We start from the raw sequence: 26,043 nt of genomic DNA, 5'->3' as shown, positions 1-26,043 counted from the left end.
GCCCCCATGGAGAAGTGCGATGACCTCGAACACACCTCTGGCGCCTTGCTCCATTCTGCTCCTGGCCGGCGGTCGCGGCCAACGCATGGGCGGTCAGGACAAGGGGCTGCTGGATTGGCACGGCGAACCGCTGATCGCGCATCTGCACCGTAAGACGCGCCCGTTGAGTGATGACTTGATCATCTCCTGCAACAGAAACCTGGAAAAATATGCGCCTTATGCAGATCAATTGGTCCATGACGATGAAGGCGACTTTCCAGGTCCATTAGCCGGTATTCGCGCGGGCTTGAAAGCCGCCCGCCACACTCACCTGCTGGTGCTGCCCTGCGATGTGCCACGCATCGATGCCGCGCTGCTCCAGAACATGCGTGAAACCGCCGGACAGCATCCGGACAAACCGTTGATGCTGCGCCATGGCGAACATTGGGAACCCTTGCTGTGCATAATCCCCGTCGCCCTTTCAGTAGCTTTCGAAACCGCTTGGAACGAAGGTGAGCGCAGCCCGGGTCGCCTTATGCGCAAACTGGGCGCCACGGCCCTGCAATGCCCGGACAACGACGCTCGCCTGGCCAATCTCAATACGCCGGAACTTTTAAGCACACACCACACTGTGTCAGACTGACACACGAAGGAACTTGCGCGCGTTGTATACGTCTCAAGCTCAGCAATTAAAAGAATTCCCATTCGGAGACAAACTCATGACTCAACGGACCCTCGCCACTTTCATGCTCGCTCTGGGCCTTGCCACCCTCGCCGGTTGCGCATCGCCTACAGTGATCACCTTGAATGACGGTCGAGAAATCCAGGCCGTCGACGCGCCTAAGTACGATGAAGAATCGGGCTTTTACGAATTCGAACAACTGGATGGCAAGCAAACTCGCGTTAACAAAGATCAGGTCCGTACCGTTAAAGATCTGTAATCTTTACGGCGACAACCGGATACAGAAAAGCCCGCTTTAAAAGCGGGCTTTTTCATGACTGAAGAAAAGCAGCGTCATTAGCCCTGTGATCACCACTGCAAGGTGATGGTGCTTTCGAATTCTCTTTCCTGCCCCGTGACCGGATCGACAAATCGCAACCCCTGGGCCAACAGCTTCAAGGGGTTGGCATAGTCATCTCCAACGTCCTTGAGCACCTGCGGATAGAACGGATCATTGCAGATGCTGGCCCCCAAAGCTGTCATGTGAACTCGCAACTGATGTTTCTTGCCCGTCACCGGGTACAGCGCATAACGCCAGAACTCACCGTTCTTTTCCCTGACTTCGACCGCTGTCTCGGTATTGCTGACGCCCGGACCTTCTTGCATGCGAAAAAACGGCTCGCCATCGATAAGTCGACTTTTATGGACCAGCGGGAAGGAGTGTTCAGGCAATGCCCGGGCGATTGCTTCATAGCGCTTTTCGATCTGGCGCGCAGGAAACAATGACTGATACGCCGACCGACTCTGAGGGTTGGCTGAAAACAGCACCAGCCCCGCCGTATGCCGGTCGATCCGATGCAACGGCACCAGATGCGGGTTATCCAGTCGACGGATCAGCCGTCGCAGCAATGTCTGCTCAACGTATTCACCCGCCGGCGTCACAGGTAGAAAGTGTGGTTTGTCCGCCACCACCAGATGCTCGTCGGCGTAGAGGATCGACTCCACCACCGGGATCGGTTTTTCGTCCGGTACTTCACGGAAATAATGAATCCGCAGACCTTCCTTGTAAGGCAGGTCCAGGGCGATCGGCAGGCCTTGCCCATCGAGAACACGACCGCGCGCAACTCTGTCCAGCCATTGTTCACGACCGATAGCGCTGAAGTGTTCGCACAGGCAATCGAGTACGGTCTGCCACGACCCCGGCGGCAAATAGAGCGTGCTGGCCTGGTTATGTGCAGCAGAAAAAGATGAAGTGGACATACGAAAAGCTCTAACCCTCAATGCAGGGCGGCATTATCCAACAGTGGCCGGAACGAACCTAGAAGAATCCTCAGGCCGGTATCGACTGCGTTCGAGCGGCCGCTTCGGTGAATTCCTTGAGCCAGCGCAGCACATCGACCGCTTCCCAGCGACCCGGATCATAAAGTGCATACAACAACCCCTGATAGCCCACGACATCCAGCTGCCGGTGATAGCCCGCACGCTGGAACAAGGCTTCGATTTCGGCGAAACAGGTATTGAAATGCAGTTTGTTGAAGGGCGTTTTTCCCTCCGTGACCAGACCATCCAAACGCAATTCGAGGACGGCCTCGCGCACCACGTCCGCCGACATCCGGTTCACGCTGTTCTTCAATTGTTCGACATTGACCAAGGTTCATCCCTCTGACGTCCGGGATCAGCTGCCAAACCCCAAATAGGGAAAAGCATGGCAGGCAACCGGAGTTACTGTATGCACATACAGTAACCGAATAACCAGCCTTTCGCCAATGGATGAAACGAGGACTGCGACAGGTGGGGTCTCTTCAACCGGCGTCACGGCTCAGGAATGCCACGACCTGATCAGCATCGAAAGGCCAATCGAGTTCAGCGCCGTTATCAAGACGCCGCAGGACCGGTATACGCAAACCATAGTCTTCGACCCAGTCTTCGTTTTCGGCGATGTCGACCAACTCCACCAACAAACCGTTTTCGACAAAGGGCATCAGAAGTGCTTCGGCGACTTCACAAAGATGGCAACCAAGGGTGCCGAACAGGCGACATTCAGGAGGCATGACGACAAGACCCATCGAAGTAAGCGCTCATTCTAGGCCCGCTATCAAAAGCCGTCGAGCCGATGCCCTATCTGTCTGAGCAATGGCTGATTTCAAGAGATTTCGGCAAACTCCTGACGCACATCATTCGCCTCAACGGCCATTTGCGCGATGCTCGCGTCTTTTTTACTTCTACGCTTGAGTAGCCAGAACCTCACCGGAGTTTTTTGTGTTCGCCAATCTGTTGATCATCTTCACCTCCTCTCTGGTGGTGATTGCACTGTTCCAGCGCCTGCGCTTGCCACCGGTGCTGGGCTACTTGTGCGTGGGGCTGATGATCGGGCCGACCGCGTTCAACTGGGTGAATGAAAGCGAAGATTTACCCGACCTGGCAGAATTGGGCGTGGTGTTCTTGCTGTTCTCCCTGGGGCTTGAGTTTTCCCTGTCGAAAATGCTCGCACTGCGCCAGGTGGTTTTTGGCCTGGGCAGCCTGCAAGTGCTGCTTTGCGGGACAGTGCTGGGGGGGGTGCTGATGCTGTTTGGTATGCCAACCATACCTGCACTGTTACTCGGTGCCGGTTTGGCGCTGTCGTCTACCGCCATTGTCAGCAAGGAATTGAGCAGCCTCGGTGAGCTTTTCAGCCGCCACGGCCAGAATGCCATCGCCGTGCTGTTGTTCCAGGACGTGGTCGCGGTGTTGCTACTGACCCTGGTGCCGGTGTTCGCCGGCACCAGCGACCAGGTTTGGTATTGGGCTCTGCCGTTGACGCTGGGCAAGACTATCGTGCTGTTCGTCGGTCTGCTGCTGGTCAGTCGCTGGTTTTTGCCACGCCTGTTTCATGAAGTCGCCGCGTCCCGGTCCGCTGAGCTGTTCGTGCTGTTGGCGCTGGTGCTCGTTCTGCTGACAGCCTGGCTGACTCACCTGCTCGGCCTCTCTCCAGCCCTGGGCGCCTTTCTCGCTGGCATGCTTCTGGGGGAAAGCCACTACCGACATCAAATCGAGGCGGACATTCGTCCGTTTCGCGACATTCTGCTGGGGGTGTTCTTCGTCAGCATCGGCATGCTGATCGACTTGCGCTTGTTTGGCAGCCACGGCCTGCTGATTCTCGGCCTGACGCTGGGATTACTGCTGATCAAAGGCACCGTGGTCGCGCTGCTGGTCAAATGGCGCGGCAGCGATGTCGAAACTGCCTGGCGCAGCGGCCTGGCATTGGCTCAAGGGGGCGAATTCTGCTTTGCCCTGATGACGCAAATGCAGCAGAACAAACTGATGCCCGCCGACTTCGGTGGCCTTCTACTGGCCGCCACGTTCTGCTCGATGCTGGTGACGCCTTTACTGCTGCGCGCTGCGCCCCACATTGCCACACGCCTGCACCACAAGCCCAACGAAGAAGCTGAACTCGAAGAAATCAGCGCGCTCAACGCGGGCTTGCACAATCATGTAGTGATCTGTGGCTACGGCCGCGTAGGTCAGTCCATCGGGCGCGTCCTGCGTAATGTGCATCAACCTTATATTGCGCTGGATACCGACCCGGTGCGGGTTCAGGAAGCAGCCGTCAATGAAAGCTGTGTTCATTATGGCGACTCACGTCGCGGCGAACTGCTGGTCGCGATAGGGCTGGAACGCGCCCGGCTACTGGTGGTCGCCGTGGACCAGACGGACATCGCACTGTTGATCCTCAAGGAGGCGCGCCGCTTCAACCCGAGCGTGCCAGTCCTGGTGCGCACACGGGACGACAGCCAGTTGACCGAATTGAAGGCGGCCGGCGCCAGCGAAGTCGTACCCGAGTTGCTGGAGTCGAGCCTGATGCTCGCCTCCCACGCGCTGATCATGCTGGGCATTCCCGGCCAGCAGGTGCTGGACCGGGTCGCCCAGGTAAGGCATGACCGCTATCGTCTGCTGCACGGTTTTTACCCCGGCACCGACGATGAAGAACGCTGATTCAATCCTGACTCACGGCACCGATCTTGTGCACCGACAAGTCCGCGCCGTAATACTCCTCCTCCTGGCTCAGGCGCAGACCATGGAACATCTTGATCGCGCCATACACCACAAAACCGCCGGCCAGCGCCACGATCACCCCCAGAGATGTGCCGATCAACTGACTGATCAGGCTCACGCCCCCCAAACCACCCAAGGCAGTTTGACCAAAGATGCCGCAAGCGATCCCGCCCCAGACACCACACAGTCCATGCAAAGGCCAGACGCCCAGCACATCGTCGATATGCCATTTGCCTTGGGCAGCGGTAAAGCACCAGACAAACAGTGCCCCGGCGATGGCACCGGTCACCAACGCACCCACCGGGTGCATCAGATCCGAGCCGGCGCAGATCGCCACCAACCCGGCCAATGGGCCGTTATGCAGAAAGCCCGGGTCATTGCGGCCGATGATCAACGCCGCCACGGTGCCACCGACCATGGCCATCAACGAATTCACCGCCACCAGCCCGCTGACCCCTTGCAGTGTTTGAGCGCTCATCACGTTGAAGCCGAACCAGCCGACGATCAGAATCCAGGAACCCAACGCCAGAAAGGGAATGCTCGACGGTGCGAATGCCACCAGTCGTCCGTCGCGATAACGACCATGCCTTGGGCCAAGCAACAACACCGCCGCGAGTGCCAGCCAGCCACCCATGGCGTGAACCACCACAGAGCCTGCGAAGTCATGGAAACTGGCACCGAAGCGCTCCAGCAACCAGGCTTGCAAACCAAAGTTGCCATTCCAGATCATGCCTTCGAAGAAGGGATAGATGAACGCCACAATCAACGCCGTCGCACACAACTGCGGGACGAATCGGGCGCGCTCGGCGATGCCTCCGGAAATGATTGCCGGTATCGCCGCGGCAAAGGTCAGCAGAAAGAAAAATTTCACCAGCCCATAGCCATGATCGGCGGTGATCACCGCCGCCGGCTGCATGAAAGTGACCCCGTAGGAAATCCAATAGCCTATAAAGAAGTAGGCGAGCGTCGAAATGGCGAAGTCGCTGAGGATCTTCGACAAGGCATTGACTTGGTTCTTTTGTCGAACCGTGCCCACTTCGAGAAAGGCGAAACCGGCATGCATGGCCAAAACCATGACTGCACCGATCAGAATGAACAACGTGTTGGAGCTATGGACCAGACTGTCCACAGCGCTTTGCAGATTTTCCATGGATTGGCAGACCTGAAGGCTGAAAAAAAGCACCAAAGCAGTTCGCGTAGATGGCCGGCGCACCAAGTTGCAGCTCATCCAGACTGAAGCGCTGATCCGGATGAACCGCTTTGGCGCACAGGAACGAAGCCTTTGCGCGAGTTTTGATTATTTGAGTTAAGGTTTTCCTGAAATCATGCCCGCCAACAGCGCAATGGCGCAGGCTGACGCACCACGACATAGCAAAAGTTGTACCAGTCATTTGTACTGAACCTTCACGCAAGGCTCATACTCGAACGCTTCACAAGCCACTCACGGAGATCACCAATGGCACGCACCACAGCAAAGACTGCTCAAGAAGTTCTGATGGAAGATTTTCAGACGCTGGTTACCGACACCGAAAGGTTGCTGGAACACACCAAATCCCTGGCTGGCGATCAAGCCGATGAGTTACGCCAGCAGATCCATGACAGTCTGCTGCGCGCGCGGGAAACCCTGAGATTGACCGAAGACTCTGTGCGCGAGCGCGGCAAAGCTGCTGTCACCGCCACCGAAGATTACGTCCAGGCCAATCCATGGCAATCGGTCGGAATCGCGGCTGGCGTGGGCTTCCTGATCGGCCTGCTGGCCACTCGGCGCTAATATGGCGATCGGCGAATCCGGCCCGTCCGCGACGGGCACCGGCTCATCACCGCGGCGCCTCGGTGCTGCGTTTCTTGGACTGCTGCACAGTCATGTCGAACTGTTTGGCATTGAATTGCAGGAACAAAAAGCACGCACCGTGAGCCTGCTGCTGTTCGCAGGCCTGACGCTGGTCTTTGCCTTGTTGTTGCTGGTGGGGTTGTCGACGCTGGTGTTGATCCTGTTTTGGGACACCTATCGCTTGGCCGCAATCATCGGGCTCTGTGTGTTCTATACCCTTGCCGCGTCGTTCTGTGCGATGCGCTTGAGAGCAGCGATTTTCGATGAGTCCTCGCCCTTCCACGGCACCCTGGAAGAGTTGGCCAATGATCGGGAGCGTCTGTTGCCATGAGCATGTCTGAACTTCCCCGCAACAGTTCGCGCACGGAAATGCGCAAGGCGCTGATTCGCCTGCGCATGGAAATGCATCGCCAGGAAATTCGCCACGAATCCCAACACCTGCTGCATCCCCTGCAACGGGTGCGTGGCATGACGCAAAACCTGCAAGACGGTCTCGGCATCAAACACGCCCCGCTCTGGGGCATCGCGGCCGTGATCGGGTTGGGCTTTCTGACCGGCAAGGGTGCCAAGGGTGGCGGCATCGGCAGCCTGACTCGGCTGGCTCGGTTGGGTGTCACGCTGGGGCCCCTGATCAAGCTGATCATGCAGAACTCGCGCAAACACTAATCAGTCCTGTTTGGCTGCATTCTTGCAATACCACCGGGATTAACCTCTTTTGTCGAGAGGTTGATCCTGTGTGCCTGCCTGATGTCCAGGTTTACCCAGAACAAAACCTCACTAAGGAGGTCCCGTGATCGACGGGCAACCGCTCGCCTGCTTTCAACCGTTCATCGATACCGCCACGGGCCGCATCGCTGGCGTCGAAGCGCTAGGTCGACTGCGTCAGGCCGACGGCCAATTGACCTCGGTAGGGCCGTTGTTCGCCGACCCGCGAACGCCCGCTATCGCCCTGCGTCGTCTCGATCGCCAGATTCGCGATAATGCCCTGAGCCGTCTGCATGAAGCGCCCCCGGACTGGTTTCTCAGCTTGAACATATCGCCCCGCTGGATCAACCGCTTGCGCCGGGACCAGGTACTGCCGAGCCTCAAGCAGCTGAGCAGGCATGGCGTCGACGCGCAACGAATCGTCTTCGAGATCACCGAATTGGGTGGCGACAGCCAGCGTCTGGCCGAAGTCGTGGCCCGTTATCGACAAGCCGGGGCGCGGATCGCCATCGATGATTTCGGTGCCGGTTACTCTCAGCTCGATCGCGTGCTGGCCCTGCAACCGGACATTCTAAAGCTCGACATGCGGCTGTTCCAGGCCGCCGCATTGGGTGGCCCCAGCAGCGACGTGGTGAAGGCGCTGGCGCAAATGGCGGAAAAAACCGGCTGCTGGATTATCGCCGAGGGCGTGGAAACCGAAGCTCAACTAAATTTTGCCCTGGAGTGTGGCTCGCGCTATGTACAGGGCTTTCTGTTCGCCCGTGCGCAAGCTGATTTCTTCACCACAGAGGCCTTTGTCGAGCGCTTCGCACAACTGCGCCAGCGTTATGTTCAGCAAAAACTGGCTGAGCGCGCGCGCCTGATGATCCTGCGCCAGCAACTCAGCGAACTGATGACCATCCTGCAGGCCTGGGCTCAAGCCAGCGCGCCCCTCAGCACCTTGCCGCAACTGGAAGCGTTTCCCTGGCTGTTGCGTTTTTATCAATGCGACCGCCACGGCACGCAGCTGACCCCCAATCTGGAATGGCGCAACAACGGCTGGGAGGCGGATAACCGCTACCTGGGCCATAACTGGTCTTGGCGCCCCTACTTTTATCATTTGCTGGCCGAGGGTTGGGATGAGCGCCGACTAACGCTTTCCAACACTTACCGCGACGCCACCAGCAATCAGTACTGCCTCACCGCCGGGCAATTCTTCGATAACGGCGAGCGGTTGCTGCTCATCGATATCGATGCCGCAGGGTTGTAGTTCTTCTTGCAGGGACCGGCGTGAACCGGGAAGCTAGGGGATCAGTCACCTGACGGAGAAACCAGCCTTGGATTGGCAAACCCTGCTTACCCGCGAACGCCTTGGAAAGCCTGTGCACAGCCCGGAAGAACTCGGCCGCAGCCCTTTCCATAAAGACCACGACCGCATCATTTTCTCGGGCGCGTTTCGCCGTCTCGGGCGCAAGACCCAAGTCCATCCGGTCTCCAGCAACGACCACATCCATACGCGCCTGACCCACTCGCTTGAGGTCAGCTGCGTCGGTCGTTCGTTGGGCATGCGCGTCGGTGAAACCATCCGTAGCGCCCTGCCCGACTGGTGCGAACCGAGCGACCTGGGCATGGTGGTGCAATCGGCTTGCCTGGCCCATGACATCGGTAATCCACCCTTCGGTCATTCCGGTGAAGACGCTATTCGCCACTGGTTTCAGCAGGCCGCAGGCCGTGGCTGGCTGGATGCGATGAGCGAAACCGAACGCAATGACTTCCTCAATTTCGAAGGCAATGCCCAAGGTTTCCGGGTGCTTACCCAGCTTGAATACCACCAGTTCGAAGGGGGGACCCGGCTCACCTACGCCACGCTGGGCACTTACCTGAAATACCCGTGGACTGCTCGGCACGCCGACTCACTGGGTTACAAGAAGCACAAGTTTGGCTGTTATCAGAGCGAACTGCCGCTGCTGGAACAGATCGCTCACAAACTCGGTCTGCCCCAACTGGACGAACAGCGCTGGGCGCGCCATCCACTGGTGTACCTGATGGAGGCCGCCGACGACATCTGCTACGCGCTGATCGATCTGGAAGATGGCCTGGAGATGGAGCTGTTGGAATACGCCGAAGTCGAGTCCCTGCTGCTGGACCTGGTAGGCGACGATCTCCCGGAAACCTATCGTCAACTCGGTCCACAGGATTCACGTCGGCGCAAACTGGCGATCCTGCGGGGCAAAGCCATCGAACACCTGACTAACGCGGCTGCCCGAGCCTTCGTCGAGCAACAGGATGCGCTGCTGGCGGGCACGCTGCCTGGCGACCTGGTGGAACACATGCATGGCCCGGCCAAACGCTGCGTCTTGAATGCCAAGGACATGGCACGCAAAAAAATCTTCCAGGACAAGCGCAAGACGCTCCACGAAATCGGTGCCTACACTACCCTGGAAATCCTGCTCAACGCGTTTTGCGGCGCGGCACTGGAGCAACACAACGGCCGTACGCCATCCTTCAAGCACCGCCGCATACTCGACCTCTTGGGCAACAATGCGCCCGATCCTCATGGCCCATTGCATACCTCTTTCTTGCGCATGATTGATTTCATCGCTGGCATGACCGACAGCTATGCCGGTGAAATGGCGCTGGAAATGACCGGTCGTTCAAGCCACAGATAAAAGCGTATCGATCAGCCGCGTCGCCTGAGCGGCTGATCGAATGACTCGATGTTCATTTGTATTTCAACGTTGACAGAATCGCCCTACACCTTGCGCAGAGCTGACTGATCGATTGTTCGGCCATATCGCGAAACAATCAAAATCCCAATGCTCGACAGATGAAGCATGAAAATTCCTATGTTCAAACATGATTGGCGCATCTTGCTGGTGGAAGATCATCCTTTTCAACTACGAGCGACCCAATACCTGCTCGAGAGTTATGGCTTCACTCAATTGACTGCCACCGACAGTGCCGAAGGTGCCTTGCAACACATGCTCAAGGCTGCACAACCGTTCGATATTCTTCTGTGCGACCAATGCCTGCCCGACCTTCCAGGTCTCGACTTGATTGCATACGCCAGTCAGCGGGGGATGATCAGACAGGCAATACTTCTGAGCAGCCTGACATCCGTCGAACTGGACGAACTTAAAATAATGGCTTGCCACCATGATCTACCCTTGCTCGGTTACTTGATCAAGCCATTGAAACAATCAGACTTCAGAAACTTGTTGACCTTGTCCTCTCCATAAAGCGCAAAAAAACCAAACACACTAAAGCCATCATCAAAACATCAATTAACATCTCTAACTCAATGCTTTCGATCTCTTGACTATCCCGATCGAACTTTTGCCCTTCCTCATGCAAAACCTAGTTGATACGTAGTCCTATTCTTCTTCATTTGTAGGACTTTTCCTATATTGCCGCTACAGCGACCTCGGTTCATGCGGCCCCTCAACTATCTGAGCTAAGGTGCGCGCTTTATTTGTGCACGTATGGGATTTGATTATGAACTCCGTTTTTATTATCGACGATCACCCTGTCATTCGCCTCGCCGTTCGAATGCTGCTGGAACATGAAGGTTACAAAGTCGTCGGCGAAACTGACAATGGGGTCGATGCAATGCAGATGGTCCGCGAATGCATGCCTGACCTGATCATCCTCGACATCAGCATTCCCAAACTGGATGGACTGGAAGTTCTTTCCCGTTTCAACGCCATGAGTACACCACTCAAAACACTGGTATTGACGGCACAGTGCCCGACACTTTTTGGTATTCGCTGCATGCAGTCCGGTGCATCGGGATATGTATGCAAACAGGAAGAACTTAGTGAACTGATGAGTGCGATCAAAGCAGTCTTGTCAGGTTACAACTATTTCCCCAGTCAAGCCTTGAACCCTGTTCGTCGAGACGACGCACGCTGGGCCGATCTGGAATTGTTCAAATCCGTTAACGATCGGGAGTTGATGGTATTACAACTTTTCGCCCAAGGTCGCACCAATAAAGAAATTGCCAAGGGCATGTTTCTTAGCAACAAAACGGTCAGCACCTATAAAAAACGACTCATGCAAAAACTCAAAGCCAAATCCCTGGTTGAACTCATCGATATGGCAAAACGTAACGCATTAGTGTGAGAAACAGGATGCCCAGTCGTTTCAAGGATTATCTGATACTCATGGCCGCGGGTTTATGCCTGAGCACCCCGGTTCTCGCGACTCAGACGACCAGCGAGCACTACACCCTGCTCAGTCGCTCGACGGCTGGGCACATGGAAGTCCAACTGGATACCTCACAACGACAATGGGTTAACGAAAAACGTGAATTGATCCTGGGTACGTCTGCTCCAGATTATCCTCCTTTCGACCTGACGCTCAGCGGCCAGGACTATGAAGGTTTCACCGCCGATTACGCGGGCATCCTCGGCAACGCTATAGGGTTGCCGATCAAAGTTCGGCGCTTCGCGTCCCGAGGAGCCGCGATCGAGGCGCTGGAAAAAGGCCAGGTCGACATGCTTGGCACCGCCAATGGGTTCGAGGCCGACAATGCCGAGATTGCCCTATCCATGCCTTATGCGGTGGATCAACCCGTACTGGTGACACGAGAAGGAGAAACCAGATCGCTGACCGATGGGCTTGCCGGCATGCGGCTCAGCATGGTGTATCACTATCTGCCTCTGAATGAGGTCAGGGCGCTGTATCCGAAGGCAATCATCACCTCCTATCCCTCCTACCAGAATGCAATCAATGCGGTTGCCTTCGACCAGGCCGACGTTTTTCTCGGCGACACCATCTCAACCCACTACATGATCAACAAGGGGTACCTGAACAACATCCGCATGGCCAACTTCGGTCAACACGAAGCCCACGGTTTCAGCTTTGCCGTGCAAAAGGACAACCCGGATCTGCTCGGGATCATCAACACGGTGCTCAGGGCCATTCCCACCAGCGAGCGAGAAAACATTGCCAAACGCTGGAGTGCCGGCAGCGACATTCTTCTCACCGATCACAAACTGCAACTCAGCCATCGCGAAGAACGCTGGCTGGCGCAACATCCGGTCGTGCGCGTCGTGGTCAATGAAGCGTTTGCGCCACTGACGTTTTTCGACAGCGACGGCAACTTTCGGGGCGTCACGGCGGATTTGCTCGAGCTGATCAGATTGCGCACCGGTTTGCGTTTCGAAATCCTGCGCAGCCGAAGCGATGATGCGATGGTCGAGCAGATCGTTAACCATCAGGCCGACCTGATCGCCGCCCTGCTCCCCAGCGTCCAACGTGAAACGATGCTGAACTTCAGCCGCCCCTATCTGGAAAACTCCTTTGTGCTGCTGACGCGCAGAGCGACCGACAGCCCGACAAACCTCACGCAATTGCAGGACAAACGCCTGGCGATCGCCCAAGGCAATCCACTGGTGGATTACCTGCGCAGAGAGTTTCCGCGGATCAATCTGGTTGAAACCCCGGACACGTTCAGCGCCGTGGAGTTGCTCGCCGAGGGCCAGACAGAAGGTGCAGTGAACTCACTGGTGATCGCCAACTACTTCATCTCATCGCGGATCTTCGAACAGGCACTTCAGATCAGCACCACCATCGGCACCCGACAGGCAGCGTTTTCCCTGGCGACCGGGCGCGATGCCAAAGAACTGAATGCCATCCTCGACAAGGCACTATTGAGCATCGCCCCGGAAGAGCTGGGCATCATCAACAACCGCTGGCGTGGCTATTCAGCGGCTACGCAAAGTACCTGGCGCAACTATCATCGCGTGTTCTATCAGATCGTTATCAGTGCCGGCGTATTGCTGCTGATATCCGTTGCCTGGAACGCCTACATGAGACGCCAGATCAAACAGCGGCAGGCGGCCGAACGGGCATTGAACGATCAACTGGAATTCATGCGCTCACTGGTCAATGGCACGCCTCATCCCATTTATGTGCGTGATCGCCAGGGTTTGCTGCGAAGCTGCAACGACAGTTACCTGGAAACCTTCTGCGCGAAACGCGAAGACATCATTGGTAAAGGCGTCACACAGGGCGCCCTCGGCAACGCCTTCGAAGCACGGGAATATCAGGCGGACTACCAGCGCGTCATGGCCGAGGGAACGCCGCTGATTCTCGACCGTCCGTTGCACATCAACGACCGCATGCTGACGATCTATCACTGGATTCTTCCCTATCGAGACTCGAGCGGTGATGTGCAAGGCATCATTGGAGGCTGGGTCGACATCAGCGAACGGCGGCAACTGTTCGATGAGCTGCGGGCCGCGAAAGAGCAAGCCGATGCTGCCAACCGAGCTAAAAGCACCTTTCTGGCGACCATGAGCCACGAGATCCGCACGCCCATGAATGCAATCATCGGCATGCTCGAACTGACGCTCAAACGTATCGATCACAGCCATCCGGATCGACCGGCCATCGACGTCGCGTACCACTCGGCGAAAGACCTGCTGGAACTGATCGGCGACATTCTCGATATTGCGCGCATTGAATCCGGGCGTTTGAGCCTGAGCCCGGAGCGCGTCGATCTGGCTGAAACCGCAGCCTCGGTGGTGCGGATCTTCGACGGGCTGGCCCGACAGAAAAATCTTGGGCTGCAACTGGAGTTCAGTCCTGCCAAACCAGCCTTCGATGTGCTTCTGGACCCGATGCGCTTCAAGCAGGTGCTGTCCAACCTAGTCAGCAATGCCATCAAGTTTACGCAACAGGGCCAAGTCAGAATCAGCGTCGAGTTGCAGCCGACCGACGAACCCGACCGGGTCCAATTGCAGTTGCTGGTTGAAGACAGTGGCGCAGGGATCAGCGAGCAGGATCAACAGCGGTTGTTCGAGCCTTTCGTCCAGGCCGATAACTCCGGCCAATTAGCCAGAGGCGGTGCGGGGCTGGGCCTGGTGATCAGCCGCAATCTGTGCAAAATGATGGGCGGCAACCTGCAATTGAACAGTCAACCGGGTGTCGGCACACAGGTTCGGGTTTCGCTGAACCTGGCCACCCTGCCGACGGAACGGATGCCCGAACCTGTCGAGCCGCAAATCCACCCCTGCATTGCTCCCTTGAACGTTCTGGTGGTCGATGATCATCCGGCCAATCGCTTGCTCATGTGCCAGCAACTGGAGTTTCTGGGGCATCGGTTCAACGTCGCGGCGGATGGCAAAGCGGGGTTCGAGGCATGGAAGAATCAGCCATTCGACCTGGTGATTGCCGATTGCAACATGCCGATCATGAATGGGTATGAGCTGGTCCGTGCCATTCGCCAACATGAACAACACATGCAGCGTCCTCCCTGCACTGTTCTGGGTTTCACCGCCAATGCACAACCGGAGGAAAGACAACGCTGCAAGCTTGCCGGGATGGACGATTGCCTGTTCAAACCCCTCAGCCTGACGGCGTTGAGCCAATGGGTCGAAGGCATCAGGCCGACGCTCCGCGAACCGGCCTTCAGTCTGGAGGGGCTGCACCTGTTGACCGGTGGCAACCCGACTCTGAACCAGCGATTGTTGACCGAGCTACTGAACAGCAACCGCCTGGACCGCAAAGCGCTGCTGGCGTTATCCGAGTCAAAGGACCGCCAGTCACTCCTCGACATTGCCCACAAAATCAAGGGCGCGGCCCGGATCGTCCAGGCCTCCCGCCTCATCGACAGCTGCGAGGCGCTCGAGCAGGCCTGCAACAACAGGCTCCACCACGATGAAGTGGCCGATTGCAGCACGTCCATGGCGCGCGCCATGCTTGAACTGGAGCAGGCATTGCAGCACCAGATGGCTCGCTATGACAAAAGCAGAATGAAGGAGCATTAACTATGCTTGAAGGCTGAGCAGTGAGTTAATCATCATGGAGAAAGCTGCAATGTCCAGCCCACTGCGCCCGGAGCAACGCCGGTTCCCTCTGCACATCCATATCAGCGTGATGTTCACCTTCCTGTTGTTACTGACCGGGGTGGTACTGGGCATTTTCAATTATCGGCAAACCACCCAGATCATTCTTTCCAGCAGCGAAAAGCTCTTCAACCGCATCGAGCAGGATGTTCGTCTGGACCTGCATCGCACCTATCAGCCGATTCGTCATTTGCTGAGCCTGCTGGCGGACAATCCGGCGACCGAGGCGGCCGATCTTGAGCATCGCCTGGCGTTGCTCAAGCCCTTCAGCCAATCGCTCAAGGACAACCCCGTTCTGGCCTCGCTGTACCTGGGCTACGGCAATGGCGACTTCTTCATGGTTCGTCCACTGCGTACCGCCGCGCTGAAAACCTTGCTCAAGGCACCGGACACGGCGGCGTATGAGGTGTGGAGCATCGAACACTCAAGCAGCGGCCAGATCCGCTCCCAATCATTGTTTTTCGATCAGAACCTGGCCCTCATCAGCCATCAGGACAACCCCGACGATACCTACGATCCCCGCACCCGCGCCTGGTTCTCCAGCGCCCTCGGCAACCACGATCAGATCACCACCGAGCCCTACCTTTTTTTCTCCACCCACAACGTCGGCACCACACTGGCCCGACGCAGTGGCGAGCAGGCGGTGATGGGGGCCGACCTTACGCTGGCTGAACTGTCGGCGACCCTGGCCGAACATGTGGTGACCCCCAGTACCGAAATTGTGCTGTTCGATGCCCAGGGTAATGCCATCGCCTACCCCGACAGCAGCAAACTGATCGTCGACGACCAGACCGCCCGGCTGACCAAAGCCGCCGACCTGAACCCCACGCTCGCGGCTCTGCTCAGCAGTCCACCCGAGGTCAAACGGTTGAACGTCGCAGGTCGTCAATGGATCGTGGCGCGCAGCAGCATCCAGGAGGGTGGCCCGCAGGGACTGCAACTGGCGCTACTGGTGCCGGAGGACGAACTGCTCGTCGATGCCTACCGCATGCGCTGGCAAGGCGCGTTGATTACCCTGGCGACGCTGTTGTTGTGCCTGCCGATGGGTTGGCTGACCTCGAGAATCCTGGTCAAACCCTTGCGCGCCCTGGTGCAGGAAGCCGATGCGATTCGTAGTTTCGATTTCAATTTTCCAGCCTCCCGTCGCTCGCCAGTGCTTGAAGTCGACCAATTGAGCGTGTCGATGGCGCGCATGAAAGACACCTTGGCGAGTTTTTTCCAGATCACCGACAGCCTGAGCGCCGAGACCCGTTTCGCCCCGCTGCTGCAACGGGTGTTGTTTGAAACCGTGAAGATCGGCCAGGCCCAGGCCGGTCTGCTTTATCTGCGGGAAAATGATGACGATCGCGTGGAGCCTCATGCGCTGGTCATCAACGGCAGCTCACAGGCTTTGTCGTCATTCGCCATTCAAGGACACACACCTCAGGATCCGCAGAGCCCTCGATGGATGCAGAAATTGTCGAGCGCCAACAATGTCGTCACCAGCCTGGGTTTCGACGAGGCGGCGGACTTGCAGAAGGTTTTGCTCGCACTGGAATGCCCACGGGTTCATCTGATCGGTATTCGGCTGCACAACCGTCATAACGAAACCGTCGGCCTGCTGGTCCTGCTGCTGACCGACAGCGGCACGCAAGACGACCTGGAAAAACTTCGCCCGGATCGCATCGCATTTCTCCAGGCGGTTTCCGGTGCAGCGGCCGTGAGTATCGAAAGTCAGCGCCTGCAAGCCAAGCAGAAGCAATTGCTGGACTCTTTTATTCACCTGCTGGCTGGCGCGATCGATGCCAAGAGTCCTTATACCGGCGGGCACTGCCAGCGGGTGCCGGCACTGACGCTGATGCTGGCACAGGCGGCCGCGGCCAGTCAGGATCCGGCCTTCAGCAGCTATCAGCCCACCGACGATGAGTGGGAAGCCCTGCACATCGCTGCCTGGCTGCATGATTGCGGCAAGATCACCACGCCTGAATACGTGGTCGACAAAGCCACGAAGCTTGAGACCCTGAACGACCGCATCCACGAAATCCGCACCCGCTTCGAAGTGCTCAAGCGCGATGCCTGGATCAACTATTGGCAGGCCATCGCCTTGGGAGGTGACGAGCAGCATCTGACGCAATTACGCAACGCGAATCTCACGGCGCTGGATGATGATTTTGCGTTCATCGCCCGCTGCAACCTTGGCAGTGAGGCCATGGCCGAGGCCGATCTGCAACGCCTGAACACCATCGCCCAACGCACCTGGACCCGAACCCTGGATGATCGACTGGGGGTTTCGTGGGAAGAGAACCGTCGTCAGGCCCGGACGCCGGCGCCGATCCTGCCGGTCAGCGAGCCGCTGCTGGCGGATAAACCCGAACACCTGATCGAACGCGCCGACAGTGAGCTGATCCCGGCTGACAATCCGTGGGGGTTCAAGCTCGACGTGCCACGCTACAAGTACAACCGGGGCGAACTCTACAACCTGAGCATCACCCGAGGCACCCTGACCCGCGAGGAGCGTTACATCATCAACCACCACATGGTGCAGACGATTCTGATGCTCAGTCACCTGCCCTTCCCCGGCCACCTCAATAATGTCGCGGAGATTGCCGGCGGCCATCACGAAAAAATGGACGGCACCGGTTATCCCAAACGGTTGAAGCGCGAAGACATGAGCTTGCCGGCGCGGATGATGGCGATTGCCGATATTTTCGAAGCGCTGACCGCCGCCGATCGCCCCTACAAGAAAGCCAAGTCCTTGAGCGAAGCGCTGGGCATCATGGCCACCATGTGCCGTGACGCCCACATTGACGCTGAGTTGTTCGGGCTGTTCATCAACGACGAAGTCTACTTGCAGTACGCCAAGCGTTTTCTCGACCCACGACAAATTGATGCGATCGACCCGTCAAGCCTGCTGATCAAGGCCGGCTTGAAGGCCTGATCAGCAGTCGGTCAGACGCAGGAAAATCGCCGCCAGTTGCTCGATGCCGGCCTGATCGTCAGCGGTAAAACGCGCGAGTTTCGGGCTGTCGAGGTCCAGCACACCGATCAGTCGACCGTCCTTGACCAGCGGCACCACCAACTCGCTGTTCGAGGCACTGTCGCACGCGATGTGCCCGGGGAACGCATGCACGTCTTCAACCCGTTGAGTCTCCAAGGTGGCCGCCGCCGCCCCGCACACACCGCGACCGAATGGAATCCGTACACAGGCGATCTGCCCCTGAAACGGGCCAAGCACCAGTTCTTCGTTGCGATTAAGGTAGAAACCGGCCCAGTTCAGGTCGTCGAGCTGGTTGAACAGAAACGCCGAAAATTGTGCGGCGTTGGCGATAAAATCACGCTCGTCTGCCAGCAGCGATTCCAGCTGCGCCCACAGCATGCCGTAGCCTTCCAGACCCTGGCCGCTCTTTTGTAAATCGATCATGCCTTGTGCTCCAACAGCTTCAGCCCCACCCAATAGCGGGCAAATTGATACGCGCAACGTCCGTTGCGATTGCCCCGGCCCGTGGCCCAGCGTACAGCGAGGATGTCCAGCTCTTCGTCACGCTGCCACTCAAGGCCGGCCTTGTCGGCCAATTGGCCGATCCAGTGTTCGACGACGTTGAGGAAATGCTCCTGAGTAAACGGATAGAACGACAGCCACAGACCAAAACGGTCCGACAGCGCGATCTTGTCTTCCACCGCCTCACTGGGATGGAGTTCGCCATCGACCCTTTTCCAGTTTTCGTTATCGCTTTCCTTTTCCGGCACCAGATGGCGACGGTTGGAGGTGGCGTACAGCAGAACGTTGTCTGGCGCCTGTTCAAGAGAGCCGTCGAGCACGCTCTTGAGCACGCGGTAATCGCCCTCACCCGACTCGAACGACAGGTCATCGCAGAACAGCACAAAGCGCTGAGGCAGCTTGGCGATCTGCTCGACCACGCGAGGCAAATCCGCCAAGTGATCGCGTTCGATCTCGATCAGCCGCAGGCCGCTCGTGGCGTGTTCCGACAGCAAGGCGCGCACCAGCGACGATTTACCGGTGCCACGCGAGCCCCAGAGCAAAGCGTGGTTGGCCGGCATGCCATCGAGAAATTGGCGGGTATTGCGGCCCAGTTGCTCCAGTTGCCGGTCAACGCCGATCAAGTCGGACAAACGCGTGTCCAGGCTGACTTGCAGCGGCAACAGAAAACCGCTGCGTCCCTCGCGCTGCCAGCGTGCGGCCAGGCAGTGCGTCCAGTCGATGGCTTGCCGAGGCGCGGGAAGCAACGGTTCGATACGGGCCAAAACGGCATCGGCGCGTTCAAGAAAAGCATTCAATCGGGAATCCACGTCTTCTCCTCGGGCACGTTCAAGGTAATGATGGCGATACAGCGACGAAACACAGCGTCTACACCCCCTACAGGTGTTTTGCGAGAACATCGGCATCCATTGATGATCGACTATGCTTGAGCAGCGAAGGGAAACGGAAGTGGTTCAACATCCCATGGATATCAAGTTCAGCCAACGGCTGTCGTACAAACAAGCCAAGCTTACGGTGCTGGTCGGGTTCATTCTGGGCACGCTGCTCAGCCTGCTGCAAATAGGCATCGATTATGCCAGCGAAGACGCCTCCATCAACCGCGAAATCCTGTCTTTGCTGGAAATCAGCCATAACCCCGCATCCCGCATCGCCTACAACATCGATGCCGAACTCGCTCAGGAACTGGCCCTGGGTCTGCTGCGCTCCCCGGCGATCATCGGCGCGCAACTGATCGACAACAACAATACCGTGTTGGCCAGCGTCAAACGCCCGGGCCTGGAAAACAATGACCGGATGATCAGCGACTTCCTGTTCGGCGCTAACCGGCAGTTCGAAGACCGCCTTTACCTCGACCACTTGCCGGACGAATCCCTCGGGACCTTGCGCCTGGAAGTCGACACCTACACCTTCGGCAGCCGTTTCCTGCGCCGGGCCGAAGTGACCCTGCTCAACGGCTTTGCGCGCAGCCTGATTCTCACGGGCATTCTGCTGGCGCTGTTTTACGTGATGCTGACCAAACCGCTGGTGCGGGTCATCCGTGAACTCAGTGGCCGTGATCCGCGCAGCGCGGAGCCGACGTGGCTGGAATGTCCGACGGGGCATGAAAATGATGAAATCGGAGTCTTGGTCGAGGTCGCCAATCAGCAGTTCGAAAATATCGCCACCGAAATCCAGCAACGGCGCAACGCCGAAAATCGCCTGACCGACTACCTCTCGCAACTGGAAAATATCGTCTCGGCACGCACTGCGGAACTCAAGGCGATCAACTCTCGGCTCACCCAATCGAACGAGGAACTGGAGGTTGCCCGCAGCACCGCCCTGGACATGGCCGAAGCGCGCTCGGTGTTCCTGGCCAACATGAGTCATGAAATCCGCACGCCCCTCAACGGTCTGCTGGGGATGATCGCGCTCTCGCTGGACGGCCCGCTCAATGCCGAGCAGCAACAACAGCTTTCCATCGCCCATGACTCGGGCAAAGTGCTGGTGGAACTGCTCAACGATATTCTCGACCTGTCGAAGTTCGATGCCGGCCAGCTCGAACTCGAACACATTCCATTCGACCTTGGCTCGCTGATCGAAGACACCGCCAACCTGCTATCCCAGAACGCCGCGCCGAGTGTCGAATTGGCTTGTCTGATCGACCCGCAATTCCCTGCCCTGGTGCTCGGCGATCCGACCCGGGTCCGGCAAATCGTCAGCAACTTGTTGTCCAACGCCCTCAAGTTCACCCGTTTCGGGCGGGTCGATGTGCGTCTTTCAACGTTCGAAGACGGTGTGCGAATCGAAGTCTGCGACACTGGCATCGGCATCGCCCAGGACGCGCAGGTCAAAATCTTCCAGCCGTTCACCCAGGCCGGTGCCGGCATTACCCGGCAATTCGGCGGGACCGGGTTGGGTCTGGCGCTGACGTATAGCCTCTGCGAAGTGATGCAGGGGCGTCTGACAATCAGCTCGGAAGCAGGTTTCGGCAGTCAGTTCTGCGCCGACCTGCCCCTGCCCTGCCATACCCGGGCTATTTCTCCGGCCGCATTGCGGGGCAACATCGTTGCGATTACCGCCGCCAGCAGCGGTCTGGCGGAACTGTTGAGCAGCCTGTTGCCCGGCTGGGGGCTCGACTATCAGCAGCGCTCCATTGATGACAGGTTGATCGGGCTAGAGCCGGATGTACTGATCACCGACTGCCCCGAATGCCTGTTTGGCCTGCGCCCTACCTTCACCGCGCCGATTCTGCTGGTGACCGCTTACGGCAGTTTCCTGCCCAGCGAGCAAGTCAACGCTCTCGCGCCCTTGCAACAACAGGCGCGGCCTCTGGCGCGCAATGCGCTTTACCAGACACTGCGGCGGATCCTGCAACCGGAACTCACCACGATCAACGGGGCCCGGATCGAAGCCATCTCACCCCAGCGACGCGGGCGCATCCTGCTGGTGGAGGACAACCCGGTCAATCAGTTGGTGGCCAAGGGCATGCTCGGAAAACTCGGTTGCGAGGTCAGCGTCGCGGCCCACGGCGGCGAAGCGCTGGATCAGCTTGAGCTGAGCGAATTCGATCTGGTGCTGATGGATTGCAACATGCCGGTGATGGACGGCTATGAAGCCAGTCGGCAGATTCGTCGCAGCGGGCGCTGGCCACAGCTGCCCATCGTCGCCCTGACCGCGAACGCCATGTCCGAAGAACGCGAACGCTGCCGCGCGGCGGGCATGAGTGACTACCTGGCCAAACCTTTCCGCCGGGAAGAACTGGCGGCCCTGCTCGACTTGTGGATACCCACTACGACAGCGCTTTGATTTGCCCCAGCAGGTGATCGAGGCCATCGCGCAGATCATTCAGGCGATCCAGATCGACGCCGCTATCGCACAACAGCCGGGCCTTGAGCGGCCCGACCTGATCGCGCAAGGCCATGCCGGCGGGCGACAGACTCAAATGCACCTCTCGCTCATCGCGCGCCGAACGCTGACGCTGCACCAACTGCAATTGCTCAAGCCGCTTGAGCAGCGGCGTCAGGGTCCCGGAATCCAGCGCCAGGCGCTCACCCAAGGCCTTGACCGTCGGCTGCTCCGGGGCCGCCTCCTGCCATTCCCACAGCACCAGCATCGCCAGGTATTGCGGGTAGGTCAGGCCCAACTGATCGAGCATCGGCTTGTAGGCGCGGATCACCGCCCGAGAAGCGGCGTACAGCTTGAAGCAGAGCTGACTGTCGAGCTTCAGCGAATCAACTGACAACGTGTTCATTTGAGCAAGGCTTCGATCTCGCGGCTCAGGTCCTGCGGTTTAGTCGCCGGAGCGAAGCGCTTGACCAACTGGCCGTCCCTGCCGATCAGGAATTTGGTGAAGTTCCACTTGATGCCTTGGGAACCCAGCACGCCCGGTGCGCGCTTTTTCAGCTGAACGAACAGTGGGTGGGCGTCGGCGCCATTCACTTCGATCTTCTTGAACAGCGGGAAACTCACCCCGTAATTCACCTCGCAGAATTCGGAAATCGCCCCCTCATTGCCCGGCTCTTGCTTGCCGAACTGATTGCACGGAAAGCCGAGCACCACCAGACCTTGATCCTTGTAGGTCTGCCACAGCTCTTCAAGACCTTTGTATTGCGGGGTGAACCCGCATTTGCTGGCGGTGTTGACCACCAGTACCGCTTTGCCGGCGAAATCGGCCAGGGTCTTTTGCTCGCCCTTGATGGTGGTGCAAGGAATGCTCAGCAGGTTGTCGCTCATGGCACGAACTCCGAATGGAAGGACAAAGACTAAACATAGCGAGCAATTGAATTGTGCGCAATTTAAAATATTGAACGCCATTCATCTGTAGGAGCGAAGCTTGCTCGCGAAGGCGCCGGGTCAGTCAAACTCAATGTTGAATGCCAAGACGCCTTCGCGAGCAAGCTTCGCTCCTACGGGGCTCGCATTACGAGCGGGGAACGAGGTCCAGGCACACCGAGTTGATGCAATAACGCAGGCCGGTGGGCGGCGGACCGTCCGGGAACACATGCCCAAGGTGCGCATCGCATGTGGCGCAGACCACTTCGGTGCGGATCATGCCGTGGCTGACATCACGGATCTCGACCATCGCGCTGTCGCCGATCGGCGCGTAGAAGCTCGGCCAGCCGCAGCCGGAATCGAATTTGGTCTTTGAGTCGAACAGCGGCGCTTTGCAGCAGATGCAGTGGTAAACACCGTCGACCTTGCTGTCGTTGTACTTACCGGAGAACGGCCGCTCGGTGCCCTTGAGGCGGCAAACGTTGTACTGCTCCGGATCGAGCATTTCACGCCATTCTTCCAGGGTTTTTTCCAACTTTTCCATGATCACACCTCAGCAGCTGAAAAAGCCCGATCTGTACCTTTTCCACGGATCGGGCGGCACGTATGATTGCGCCTCGTCAAACGCCAGTCTGGCAGCCAGACCACGCGCATTCAAACAGATTATGGGTGCCGCCACTCAAGGCGTCAGGCCTGTGTGAATACGCAGGATACCCAGTACGGTCGTTCATACGCCGCCTGGATCGTTCATTTTCGGGAACACATCGCCATGCAGGTCAGCAAATCGAACAAGCTCGCCAACGTCTGCTACGACATTCGCGGCCCAGTGCTCAAGCACGCCAAACGCCTGGAAGAGGAAGGTCATCGCATCCTTAAGCTGAACATTGGCAACCCGGCGCCCTTTGGTTTCGAAGCGCCGGATGAAATCCTTCAGGATGTGATCCGCAACCTGCCGACAGCCCAGGGCTACAGCGACTCCAAGGGGTTGTTCAGCGCTCGCAAGGCCGTGATGCAGTACTACCAGCAAAAGCAGGTGGAAGGCGTCGGCATTGAAGACATTTATCTGGGCAATGGCGTTTCCGAGCTGATCGTGATGTCGATGCAGGCCCTGCTCAACAACGGCGACGAAGTGCTGGTGCCAGCTCCCGATTATCCGTTGTGGACTGCCGCAGTAAGCCTGGCAGGCGGCAACCCGGTGCATTACCTGTGCGACGAGCAGGCCAACTGGTGGCCGGACCTGGCCGACATCAAGGCCAAGATCACCCCGAATACCAAGGCTCTGGTGATCATCAACCCGAACAACCCGACCGGCTCGGTGTACTCGAAAGAAGTCCTGCTGGGCATGCTGGAACTGGCCCGTCAGCACAATCTGGTAGTGTTCTCCGACGAAATCTACGACAAGATCCTGTACGACGATGCCGTGCACATCTGCACCGCCTCGCTGGCGCCGGACCTGCTGTGCATGACCTTCAACGGCCTGTCCAAATCCTATCGCGTGGCCGGTTTCCGTTCCGGCTGGGTCGCCATTTCCGGCCCCAAACACCATGCCCAGAGCTACATCGAAGGTATCGACATACTGGCCAACATGCGCCTGTGTGCCAACGTGCCGAGCCAGCACGCCATCCAGACTGCGCTGGGCGGCTATCAGAGCATCAACGATCTGGTGCTGCCGCAAGGGCGCTTGCTGGAACAGCGCAATCGTACCTGGGAACTGCTGAACGACATTCCGGGCGTGAGCTGCGTCAAGCCGATGGGCGCATTGTATGCGTTCCCGCGGATCGACCCGAAAGTCTGCCCGATCCACAATGACGAGAAATTCGTGCTCGACCTGCTGCTCTCGGAGAAGCTGCTGGTGGTACAAGGCACGGCCTTCAACTGGCCATGGCCGGATCACTTCCGCGTGGTCACCCTGCCACGGCTCGATGACCTGGATCAGGCGATTGGCCGGATCGGTAATTTCCTCAAGTCCTACCGCCAGTAAATGGCCTGTCACCGTGCGACGACTGATCAAAGTCGCACGGTGATTAATTCAGCAACATATCTTTTCACCCCGACCTGCACCGTTGTTTCAAGCGCTGACTGACGACACGTTTCATGCCCGCGCCTAACAACGGCGGGGGCCTGCGACGTTAATTGGCTGACAACCATTTCCTCTGTCGATGTCGGAAATGCCCTTCAAGCAGCTAGACTGTTGCTGTAGGACACAGTTTGAAATAGTCACCCAGTTGAATAGCCCGGTGCAGCACCTTATATACCCCGCAGTACGCTACATCTTTAGCACGAGGAGATTTCTACAACCATGATGCGCATTTTGCTGTTTTTGGCCACTAACCTGGCGGTCGTGCTGATTGCCAGCATCACCCTGAGCCTTTTCGGCTTCAACGGGTTCATGGCGGCCAATGGGGTTGATCTCAACCTCAATCAGCTGCTGATTTTCTGTGCGGTCTTTGGTTTCGCCGGTTCCCTGTTCTCGCTGTTCATCTCCAAGTGGATGGCGAAAATGAGCACCAGCACCCAGATCATCAGCCAGCCGCGCACCCGGCACGAGCAATGGCTGCTGCAAACTGTCGAGCAACTGTCCCGTGAAGCCGGGATCAAGATGCCCGAAGTCGGGATTTTCCCGGCCTATGAAGCCAACGCCTTCGCCACCGGCTGGAACAAGAACGATGCACTGGTCGCGGTCAGCCAGGGCTTGCTCGAACGTTTCTCGCCGGATGAAGTGAAAGCCGTTCTGGCCCACGAAATCGGCCACGTCGCCAATGGCGACATGGTCACCCTGGCGTTGATTCAGGGGGTGGTGAACACCTTTGTGATGTTCTTCGCGCGGATCATCGGCAACTTCGTCGACAAGGTGATCTTCAAGAACGAAGAAGGCCAAGGTATCGCCTACTACGTAGCGACTATCTTCGCCGAACTGGTTCTGGGCATTCTGGCCAGCGCCATCGTCATGTGGTTCTCGCGCAAGCGCGAATTCCGTGCCGATGATGCCGGTGCACGCCTGGCCGGTACCAGCGCAATGATCGGTGCCCTGCAGCGTCTGCGTGCAGAACAAGGGCTGCCGGTGCACATGCCGGACACCCTGAATGCCTTCGGCATCAACGGTGGCCTCAAACAAGGGTTCGCCCGCATGTTCATGAGTCACCCGCCGCTGGAAGAGCGTATTGACGCATTGCGTCGTCGGGGCTGAGAGGCTCTGCTGTCTAGTCCTGAAATAGGTTTACACCTGTTTCACCCTAACGCCCGATGCACCGCATCGGGCGTTTTGTATTTCAGG

25 protein-coding genes are annotated in these 26,043 nt (G+C 57.9%); 15 read left to right on the top strand and 10 right to left on the bottom strand.

The features are described from left to right. Nucleotides 1-19 precede the first annotated feature (19 nt). Together mobA and NHU87_RS23015 are read left to right on the top strand one after the other, a co-directional pair. Entirely contained in the window at nucleotides 20-622 is a 603-nt protein-coding gene (gene mobA / locus NHU87_RS23020) for a molybdenum cofactor guanylyltransferase MobA (RefSeq protein WP_253552720.1), read from the top strand. A gap of 76 nt (nucleotides 623-698) precedes the next feature. Then, nucleotides 699-920, top strand: a complete 222-nt coding sequence (locus NHU87_RS23015) for a YgdI/YgdR family lipoprotein (RefSeq protein ID WP_038982251.1) — start codon at nucleotides 699-701, stop codon at nucleotides 918-920. 89 nt (nucleotides 921-1,009) lie between these two features. Here the strand turns inward: NHU87_RS23015 and NHU87_RS23010 are convergent, their stop codons facing one another. From NHU87_RS23010 to NHU87_RS23000, 3 genes are all read right to left on the bottom strand, one after another. Then, on the bottom strand, nucleotides 1,010-1,900 hold the full coding sequence (locus NHU87_RS23010; RefSeq protein WP_253552719.1) for a pseudouridine synthase: 891 nt from the start codon (nucleotides 1,898-1,900) through the stop codon (nucleotides 1,010-1,012). 70 nt (nucleotides 1,901-1,970) lie between these two features. Then, complete coding sequence (locus NHU87_RS23005; RefSeq protein ID WP_007895054.1) at nucleotides 1,971-2,291, bottom strand: hypothetical protein; 321 nt, start codon at nucleotides 2,289-2,291, stop codon at nucleotides 1,971-1,973. Between the two features lie 151 nt (nucleotides 2,292-2,442). After that, entirely contained in the window at nucleotides 2,443-2,691 is a 249-nt protein-coding gene (locus NHU87_RS23000; protein WP_301271539.1) for a glutaredoxin family protein, read from the bottom strand. A 208-nt stretch (nucleotides 2,692-2,899) separates the two neighbouring features. Between NHU87_RS23000 and NHU87_RS22995 the strand changes: the two genes are divergently transcribed. Then, the gene (locus tag NHU87_RS22995) at nucleotides 2,900-4,612 is read left to right on the top strand and encodes a cation:proton antiporter (protein ID WP_253552717.1); all 1,713 of its coding nucleotides are present in this window, start codon (nucleotides 2,900-2,902) and stop codon (nucleotides 4,610-4,612) included. A 1-nt stretch (nucleotide 4,613) separates the two neighbouring features. Here NHU87_RS22995 and NHU87_RS22990 read toward each other — a convergent pair whose 3' ends face one another. Together NHU87_RS22990 and NHU87_RS22985 are read right to left on the bottom strand one after the other, a co-directional pair. Next, a complete protein-coding gene (locus NHU87_RS22990; RefSeq protein WP_253552716.1) occupies nucleotides 4,614-5,822 on the bottom strand; it encodes an ammonium transporter in 1,209 nt (402 codons plus the stop codon). Next, on the bottom strand, nucleotides 5,782-6,063 hold the full coding sequence (locus tag NHU87_RS22985; protein WP_253552714.1) for a hypothetical protein: 282 nt from the start codon (nucleotides 6,061-6,063) through the stop codon (nucleotides 5,782-5,784). Before NHU87_RS22985 ends, NHU87_RS22990 begins: the two co-directional genes overlap by 41 nt. 65 nt (nucleotides 6,064-6,128) lie before the next feature. Here NHU87_RS22985 and NHU87_RS22980 point away from each other — a divergent pair, with 65 nt between their 5' ends. From NHU87_RS22980 to NHU87_RS22940, 9 genes are all read left to right on the top strand, one after another. Continuing rightward, complete coding sequence (locus tag NHU87_RS22980) at nucleotides 6,129-6,443, top strand: DUF883 family protein (RefSeq protein WP_008009371.1); 315 nt, start codon at nucleotides 6,129-6,131, stop codon at nucleotides 6,441-6,443. A 1-nt stretch (nucleotide 6,444) separates the two neighbouring features. Beyond that, complete coding sequence (locus tag NHU87_RS22975; RefSeq protein ID WP_253552712.1) at nucleotides 6,445-6,834, top strand: phage holin family protein; 390 nt, start codon at nucleotides 6,445-6,447, stop codon at nucleotides 6,832-6,834. Then, nucleotides 6,831-7,169, top strand: a complete 339-nt coding sequence (locus NHU87_RS22970; RefSeq protein WP_052963975.1) for a hypothetical protein — start codon at nucleotides 6,831-6,833, stop codon at nucleotides 7,167-7,169. The genes NHU87_RS22975 and NHU87_RS22970 overlap by 4 nt, the downstream gene beginning before the upstream one ends. 124 nt (nucleotides 7,170-7,293) lie before the next feature. Continuing rightward, the gene (locus NHU87_RS22965) at nucleotides 7,294-8,457 is read left to right on the top strand and encodes an EAL domain-containing protein (protein WP_253552710.1); all 1,164 of its coding nucleotides are present in this window, start codon (nucleotides 7,294-7,296) and stop codon (nucleotides 8,455-8,457) included. A 67-nt stretch (nucleotides 8,458-8,524) separates the two neighbouring features. After that, nucleotides 8,525-9,856 (top strand): deoxyguanosinetriphosphate triphosphohydrolase, encoded by a 1,332-nt coding sequence (locus NHU87_RS22960; protein WP_253552708.1) that lies wholly within the window; start codon nucleotides 8,525-8,527, stop codon nucleotides 9,854-9,856. Between the two features lie 165 nt (nucleotides 9,857-10,021). Next, the gene (locus tag NHU87_RS22955) at nucleotides 10,022-10,426 is read left to right on the top strand and encodes a response regulator (protein WP_253552706.1); all 405 of its coding nucleotides are present in this window, start codon (nucleotides 10,022-10,024) and stop codon (nucleotides 10,424-10,426) included. Nucleotides 10,427-10,682: 256 nt separating this feature from the next. Next, the gene (locus NHU87_RS22950) at nucleotides 10,683-11,309 is read left to right on the top strand and encodes a response regulator transcription factor (RefSeq protein ID WP_253552704.1); all 627 of its coding nucleotides are present in this window, start codon (nucleotides 10,683-10,685) and stop codon (nucleotides 11,307-11,309) included. A gap of 8 nt (nucleotides 11,310-11,317) precedes the next feature. After that, a complete protein-coding gene (locus NHU87_RS22945) occupies nucleotides 11,318-14,962 on the top strand; it encodes a transporter substrate-binding domain-containing protein (protein ID WP_253552702.1) in 3,645 nt (1,214 codons plus the stop codon). A gap of 49 nt (nucleotides 14,963-15,011) precedes the next feature. After that, nucleotides 15,012-17,957: an HD domain-containing phosphohydrolase gene (locus NHU87_RS22940; protein ID WP_253552701.1), complete on the top strand. Its 2,946-nt coding sequence runs from the start codon at nucleotides 15,012-15,014 to the stop codon at nucleotides 17,955-17,957. Here the strand turns inward: NHU87_RS22940 and NHU87_RS22935 are convergent, their stop codons facing one another. Together NHU87_RS22935 and NHU87_RS22930 are read right to left on the bottom strand one after the other, a co-directional pair. Continuing rightward, nucleotides 17,958-18,440, bottom strand: coding sequence for a GAF domain-containing protein (locus tag NHU87_RS22935; RefSeq protein WP_253552700.1), 483 nt, complete (start codon nucleotides 18,438-18,440; stop codon nucleotides 17,958-17,960). Further along, nucleotides 18,437-19,327: an ATP-binding protein gene (locus NHU87_RS22930; RefSeq protein WP_253552699.1), complete on the bottom strand. Its 891-nt coding sequence runs from the start codon at nucleotides 19,325-19,327 to the stop codon at nucleotides 18,437-18,439. Before NHU87_RS22930 ends, NHU87_RS22935 begins: the two co-directional genes overlap by 4 nt. 154 nt (nucleotides 19,328-19,481) lie before the next feature. Between NHU87_RS22930 and NHU87_RS22925 the strand changes: the two genes are divergently transcribed. Next, nucleotides 19,482-21,803: a hybrid sensor histidine kinase/response regulator gene (locus tag NHU87_RS22925; protein ID WP_253552698.1), complete on the top strand. Its 2,322-nt coding sequence runs from the start codon at nucleotides 19,482-19,484 to the stop codon at nucleotides 21,801-21,803. Here NHU87_RS22925 and NHU87_RS22920 read toward each other — a convergent pair. The 3 genes from NHU87_RS22920 to msrB form a co-directional block, all read right to left on the bottom strand. Further along, nucleotides 21,787-22,248: a MarR family winged helix-turn-helix transcriptional regulator gene (locus NHU87_RS22920; protein ID WP_253552697.1), complete on the bottom strand. Its 462-nt coding sequence runs from the start codon at nucleotides 22,246-22,248 to the stop codon at nucleotides 21,787-21,789. The genes NHU87_RS22925 and NHU87_RS22920 overlap by 17 nt on opposite strands. Further along, entirely contained in the window at nucleotides 22,245-22,730 is a 486-nt protein-coding gene (locus tag NHU87_RS22915; protein ID WP_253552695.1) for a glutathione peroxidase, read from the bottom strand. The genes NHU87_RS22920 and NHU87_RS22915 overlap by 4 nt, the downstream gene beginning before the upstream one ends. A 187-nt stretch (nucleotides 22,731-22,917) precedes the next feature. Beyond that, the gene (gene msrB / locus NHU87_RS22910) at nucleotides 22,918-23,313 is read right to left on the bottom strand and encodes a peptide-methionine (R)-S-oxide reductase MsrB (RefSeq protein WP_253552693.1); all 396 of its coding nucleotides are present in this window, start codon (nucleotides 23,311-23,313) and stop codon (nucleotides 22,918-22,920) included. Between the two features lie 225 nt (nucleotides 23,314-23,538). Here msrB and NHU87_RS22905 point away from each other — a divergent pair, with 225 nt between their 5' ends. Both NHU87_RS22905 and htpX read left to right on the top strand, forming a co-directional pair. After that, nucleotides 23,539-24,750 carry a pyridoxal phosphate-dependent aminotransferase gene (locus tag NHU87_RS22905; RefSeq protein ID WP_223483802.1) on the top strand — a complete coding sequence of 404 codons (1,212 nt, stop codon included), beginning with the start codon at nucleotides 23,539-23,541 and terminating at the stop codon, nucleotides 24,748-24,750. Nucleotides 24,751-25,068: 318 nt separating this feature from the next. Further along, the gene (gene htpX / locus NHU87_RS22900) at nucleotides 25,069-25,956 is read left to right on the top strand and encodes a protease HtpX (RefSeq protein ID WP_008075669.1); all 888 of its coding nucleotides are present in this window, start codon (nucleotides 25,069-25,071) and stop codon (nucleotides 25,954-25,956) included. Nucleotides 25,957-26,043: the final 87 nt, after the last annotated feature.

The sequence above is a fragment of the Pseudomonas mandelii genome (genome assembly GCF_024138395.1).
In the GTDB taxonomy this organism is placed as follows: domain Bacteria; phylum Pseudomonadota; class Gammaproteobacteria; order Pseudomonadales; family Pseudomonadaceae; genus Aquipseudomonas; species Aquipseudomonas mandelii_E.
Note: the sequence above shows the minus strand (reverse complement) of the source record. Positions and strands in the feature narration are given on the sequence as shown.

Bases quoted from the DNA above. Each gene is read 5' to 3' on its own strand.
- NHU87_RS22955 (WP_253552706.1), top strand. From the start codon at position 10,022: ATGAAAATTCCTATGTTCAAACATGATTGGCGCATCTTGCTGGTGGAA.
- htpX (WP_008075669.1), top strand. From the start codon at position 25,069: ATGATGCGCATTTTGCTGTTTTTGGCCACTAACCTGGCGGTCGTGCTG.
- NHU87_RS22970 (WP_052963975.1), top strand. From the start codon at position 6,831: ATGAGCATGTCTGAACTTCCCCGCAACAGTTCGCGCACGGAAATGCGC.
- msrB (WP_253552693.1), bottom strand. From the start codon at position 23,313: ATGGAAAAGTTGGAAAAAACCCTGGAAGAATGGCGTGAAATGCTCGAT.
- NHU87_RS22945 (WP_253552702.1), top strand. From the start codon at position 11,318: ATGCCCAGTCGTTTCAAGGATTATCTGATACTCATGGCCGCGGGTTTA.
- NHU87_RS23010 (WP_253552719.1), bottom strand. From the start codon at position 1,900: ATGTCCACTTCATCTTTTTCTGCTGCACATAACCAGGCCAGCACGCTC.
- NHU87_RS22935 (WP_253552700.1), bottom strand. From the start codon at position 18,440: ATGATCGATTTACAAAAGAGCGGCCAGGGTCTGGAAGGCTACGGCATG.
- NHU87_RS22980 (WP_008009371.1), top strand. From the start codon at position 6,129: ATGGCACGCACCACAGCAAAGACTGCTCAAGAAGTTCTGATGGAAGAT.
- NHU87_RS22985 (WP_253552714.1), bottom strand. From the start codon at position 6,063: ATGACTGGTACAACTTTTGCTATGTCGTGGTGCGTCAGCCTGCGCCAT.
- NHU87_RS22975 (WP_253552712.1), top strand. From the start codon at position 6,445: ATGGCGATCGGCGAATCCGGCCCGTCCGCGACGGGCACCGGCTCATCA.
- NHU87_RS23015 (WP_038982251.1), top strand. From the start codon at position 699: ATGACTCAACGGACCCTCGCCACTTTCATGCTCGCTCTGGGCCTTGCC.
- NHU87_RS22905 (WP_223483802.1), top strand. From the start codon at position 23,539: ATGCAGGTCAGCAAATCGAACAAGCTCGCCAACGTCTGCTACGACATT.
- NHU87_RS23000 (WP_301271539.1), bottom strand. From the start codon at position 2,691: ATGCCTCCTGAATGTCGCCTGTTCGGCACCCTTGGTTGCCATCTTTGT.
- NHU87_RS22920 (WP_253552697.1), bottom strand. From the start codon at position 22,248: ATGAACACGTTGTCAGTTGATTCGCTGAAGCTCGACAGTCAGCTCTGC.
- NHU87_RS22950 (WP_253552704.1), top strand. From the start codon at position 10,683: ATGAACTCCGTTTTTATTATCGACGATCACCCTGTCATTCGCCTCGCC.
- NHU87_RS22940 (WP_253552701.1), top strand. From the start codon at position 15,012: ATGTCCAGCCCACTGCGCCCGGAGCAACGCCGGTTCCCTCTGCACATC.
- NHU87_RS22915 (WP_253552695.1), bottom strand. From the start codon at position 22,730: ATGAGCGACAACCTGCTGAGCATTCCTTGCACCACCATCAAGGGCGAG.
- mobA (WP_253552720.1), top strand. From the start codon at position 20: ATGACCTCGAACACACCTCTGGCGCCTTGCTCCATTCTGCTCCTGGCC.
- NHU87_RS22925 (WP_253552698.1), top strand. From the start codon at position 19,482: ATGGATATCAAGTTCAGCCAACGGCTGTCGTACAAACAAGCCAAGCTT.
- NHU87_RS22990 (WP_253552716.1), bottom strand. From the start codon at position 5,822: ATGGAAAATCTGCAAAGCGCTGTGGACAGTCTGGTCCATAGCTCCAAC.